We start from the raw sequence: 3,198 nt of genomic DNA, 5'->3' as shown, positions 1-3,198 counted from the left end.
CCGAAGGCTAGTAAAAGACTATGAGCGTTATGCCGAGACCTTGGCAGGATTCCACGTAGTCGCCTTCGTCTGCCTCATGCTCAAACGCGCCGCAAACATCATGCAAGGTGCATAACACCCTCTAGGCGATCTGCGCGTAAACCGCGTCGATCTTCGCGCCTCGGTTGAGCCCGCGATGGATCGAAATGTCGAGCCCCTCTTCGCTGGCCTGCGCCCCATGGCGTCCAAGGAGGCGCCGCGCCGCGGCGTCGCTGTCGACGAACACGAAACCGGTCGGTCCCCATGACGTCTGGCCGCCGCCGGTCGCGCCGTCGGCAAGGAGCCGCGCCACCGTCGCCTCGACTTTGGCGCTGGTGAACCGGCGCCCGCCTTGCGCCGGCGCGAAATGATCGCCGACGAGTTCCTGAATGCGCGTGACCGCCGTGCCAAAGGGCGCGAGCTCCGTTTCGGCCAGGGCGGGGAGAATCTGCATCAGCACCAGCCGGCAGACTTCGCCGCTCGTCGTGGCGTCGAATGGCGGCAATTCGGCGAAGGCGTCGCGCTCATCGGCGCCGTGCAGCCCCACTGCGTCGGAATCGCCGATCAGCAGGACGCGCCATGCGTCGGGAAATTCGGCGCGGGCGACGACGGGCGGCGTCGACGTTTGCGGGCCGCGCCCGCCGTCGACGACCACGCCGCCGTGCTGAAACAGGCCGGCGCCGAGCCCCGAGCGTGCGCCGCGCGCCATCAGCGCCGCGTCGGCGATTGGATCATGCGGCAGGTCTTCGAGGCGTCGCAGCGCCGCGCTAATCGCGAGCGCAAGCTGCGTGCCGGAGCCGAGACCCGCATGGGTGGGAATCGCTTCCTCGATCGCCAGCCTGTGGCGGCGCGTGACGCCGAGCGCCTCCTGAGCGCGCTCTAGGAGAGCTGCGGCGCGAGCGCTTTCGAGGCCCTCGACTAAATTCTTGTCGGCCCGCCTCAGAGTGAGCCGCGTCGCCGGCGCGTCGAGCGCCAGACCGACGCCGCCGAACTTGCGGCCGAGTCCGCCATTCATGTCGAGAAAACCGAGATGCAGCCGCGCGCTCGCCGCGACGCTCACACTAGCCGGCATAGCGCCTCTTTAGTGGGACTGAGACTTTGGATCGGTTTAGGCTATAACGCGTCTCAACGAAAGAATGTTGCGGCGCACAGCGCAAGAGGGAGCCGGTCATGGCCAAGGAAGAGCGCGCTTATTCCGAAGATGAGATCGCCGCGCGGCTGAAGAGCGAACTGCCGCACTGGCGTTACGAGAACGGCTGGATCAGGCGCAAGTTCAAGACCCACAGCTGGAAGGGCACGCTGATGGTGATCAATACGGTGGGCCATCTCGCCGAAGCCGCTTGGCATCACCCCGACATCGCCGCCTCTTACGCCTGGGTCGAGGTGAAGCTCATGACCCATACGGCGAAAGGGATCACCGACAAGGATTTCGAACTCGCCAGGAAGATCGAGGAGGTCGTCTCCTGGCGCCCGGGCAAGGCCGGCGGCGCGCTCGAGGGCACGCCGGAGACCGATCAGCGCTTCGCCTATGTGAAATACGACGACTGACGGGACTTAGCGCTTGGCATTGAATGTTGAGGCGATCGCGAATGCCCGCGATCGCTTTCTTTCGCTGATCGGGACGCGCCCGGTCATCATGGGAATCGTCAACGTCACGCCCGATTCCTTTTCGGACGGCGGGCTCTACGCGACGCGCGCGGCGGCGCTGGCGCAGGCGAAGAAGCTCGTCGGCGCGGGCGCCGACATCGTCGACGTCGGCGCCGAATCGACACGCCCCGGCCATACGCCGCTCACCGCGAAAGAGGAGTGGGCGCGCTTGGAGCCGCTGCTCGCGGCGCTCGTTGCAGAGGCGGGCGCGCCGGTGTCGATCGACACCTATAAGTCCGAGACGGCGCGGCGGTCGCTGGCGCTCGGCGTCTCTCTCGTCAATGACGTCTGGGGCCTGCAGCGCGATCCCTTGATGGCGCACACGATCGCCGAAGCGGGCGCCGCGGTGGTGATCATGCATAACCGCGAAACGACCGACCCTGAGATCGACATTGTCACGGATATGAAGCGGTTCTTCGACCGTTCGCTCGACATCGCCCGCCGCGCTGGCCTGCCGCAGCGTCATATCCTGCTTGATCCGGGCATAGGCTTCGGCAAGAGCCGCGAGCAGAATTACGCGGCGCTGCGCGCGGTTCCGGAACTGTTGAAGCTCGGTTTTCCGCTCCTCATCGGCGTGTCGCGCAAATCCTTGTTCAAGGAGCTTGGCGACGGCGCGCTGGAAGGCCGGCTCGTCGGCACGCTCGCGGCCAATCTACTTGCGGCGCGCGACGGCGCGCAGGTCTTTCGCGTGCATGACGCGGCCGAGCATCGCGCGGCGTTTGAAGTGTTGCGCATCCTCTCGATGCGACCGGGAGGTTGAGACGATGCGGGTTGGATTCGGGCTTGGCAGCAATCTCGGCGACAAGCCGCAAAACATCCGCGAGGCGCTGCGTCTTATCGAGGCGCGCGGATTGGCGCGGCTCGACGCGGTTTCGCAAATCTACCGAACGCCGCCCTGGGGCGATCTCGACCAGGGCGATTTCGCCAACGCCTGCGCCATCGGCGACACGGCGCTCGCGCCATATGAACTGCTCGCCGCAGTCAAGAAGATCGAAGCCGACATGGGCCGCGCGCCGACCCGGCGCTGGGGGCCGCGGCTGATCGACGTCGATATTCTATTCCTTGGCGACCACGCGATCGACGATCCCGAACTGACCTTGCCGCATAAGGAGCTTTTCCGCCGCGGCTTTGTGCTCGCGCCGCTTGCCGAGATCGCGCCGGACCTCGAATTGGACGGAGTCTCGATGCGCGAGGCGCTCGCCAGGGCGGAAGCAGCGGGCGTACGTCCATGGGCCGACGAATAGGCGCCCACCCCTGATGGTTGCCGTCCTTCGCAGCGCAGCAAAATCGGAAGCAGCATTGCGACGATCCACGACACCAGTTTTATACGTTTTTGATTTACAATCAAATACAAGCGCAGTCGCACTGCATCAAACGTTCGCGCGATATGTCGATAGGGTAGTCTTATTCCTACCTGGAATGGTTGTATTGGCTATTCGATAGATTGTGATGCTCTATACCAAGGGGTATTGTGTGGTGAGGGGGTTATTGGAATTGTTGCGGCACGCTGAGCTGGGTCTGCGGTCTGCTCTA

At 64.7% G+C, this 3,198-nt stretch carries 4 protein-coding genes and 1 pseudogene; 4 read left to right on the top strand and 1 reads right to left on the bottom strand.

Annotation, left to right across the window (positions count from 1 at the left end; genetic code table 11):
• A pseudogene (locus AB7I51_RS17920) lies at positions 1 to 115 on the top strand (IS5/IS1182 family transposase); the annotation flags it as partial.
• Positions 116 to 121: 6 nt separating this feature from the next.
• Here AB7I51_RS17920 and AB7I51_RS17915 read toward each other — a convergent pair.
• Positions 122 to 1,090, bottom strand: coding sequence for a beta-ribofuranosylaminobenzene 5'-phosphate synthase family protein (locus tag AB7I51_RS17915; RefSeq protein WP_428405635.1), 969 nt, complete (start codon positions 1,088 to 1,090; stop codon positions 122 to 124).
• A 98-nt stretch (positions 1,091 to 1,188) separates the two neighbouring features.
• Here AB7I51_RS17915 and AB7I51_RS17910 point away from each other — a divergent pair, with 98 nt between their 5' ends.
• The 3 genes from AB7I51_RS17910 to folK all read left to right on the top strand — a co-directional run bounded on the left by AB7I51_RS17910 (position 1,189) and on the right by folK (position 2,909).
• Entirely contained in the window at positions 1,189 to 1,566 is a 378-nt protein-coding gene (locus tag AB7I51_RS17910; protein ID WP_428405634.1) for a 4a-hydroxytetrahydrobiopterin dehydratase, read from the top strand.
• Positions 1,567 to 1,654: 88 nt separating this feature from the next.
• Complete coding sequence (gene folP, locus AB7I51_RS17905) at positions 1,655 to 2,425, top strand: dihydropteroate synthase (protein WP_428405636.1); 771 nt, start codon at positions 1,655 to 1,657, stop codon at positions 2,423 to 2,425.
• A gap of 4 nt (positions 2,426 to 2,429) precedes the next feature.
• Positions 2,430 to 2,909, top strand: a complete 480-nt coding sequence (gene folK, locus AB7I51_RS17900) for a 2-amino-4-hydroxy-6-hydroxymethyldihydropteridine diphosphokinase (RefSeq protein ID WP_428405633.1) — start codon at positions 2,430 to 2,432, stop codon at positions 2,907 to 2,909.
• Positions 2,910 to 3,198: the final 289 nt, after the last annotated feature.

This window comes from Methylocystis sp. (assembly GCF_050246715.1).
Taxonomy (GTDB): domain Bacteria; phylum Pseudomonadota; class Alphaproteobacteria; order Rhizobiales; family Beijerinckiaceae; genus Methylocystis.
The sequence above is the reverse complement of the archived record's forward strand: the minus strand, read 5'-3'. Positions and strand labels throughout refer to the sequence as shown.

What these genes read in the sequence shown, in the direction of transcription:
- AB7I51_RS17910 (WP_428405634.1), top strand. Translation starts at nt 1,189, where the DNA reads ATGGCCAAGGAAGAGCGCGCTTATTCCGAAGATGAGATCGCCGCGCGG.
- folP (WP_428405636.1), top strand. Translation starts at nt 1,655, where the DNA reads ATGGGAATCGTCAACGTCACGCCCGATTCCTTTTCGGACGGCGGGCTC.
- folK (WP_428405633.1), top strand. Translation starts at nt 2,430, where the DNA reads ATGCGGGTTGGATTCGGGCTTGGCAGCAATCTCGGCGACAAGCCGCAA.
- AB7I51_RS17915 (WP_428405635.1), bottom strand. Translation starts at nt 1,090, where the DNA reads ATGCCGGCTAGTGTGAGCGTCGCGGCGAGCGCGCGGCTGCATCTCGGT.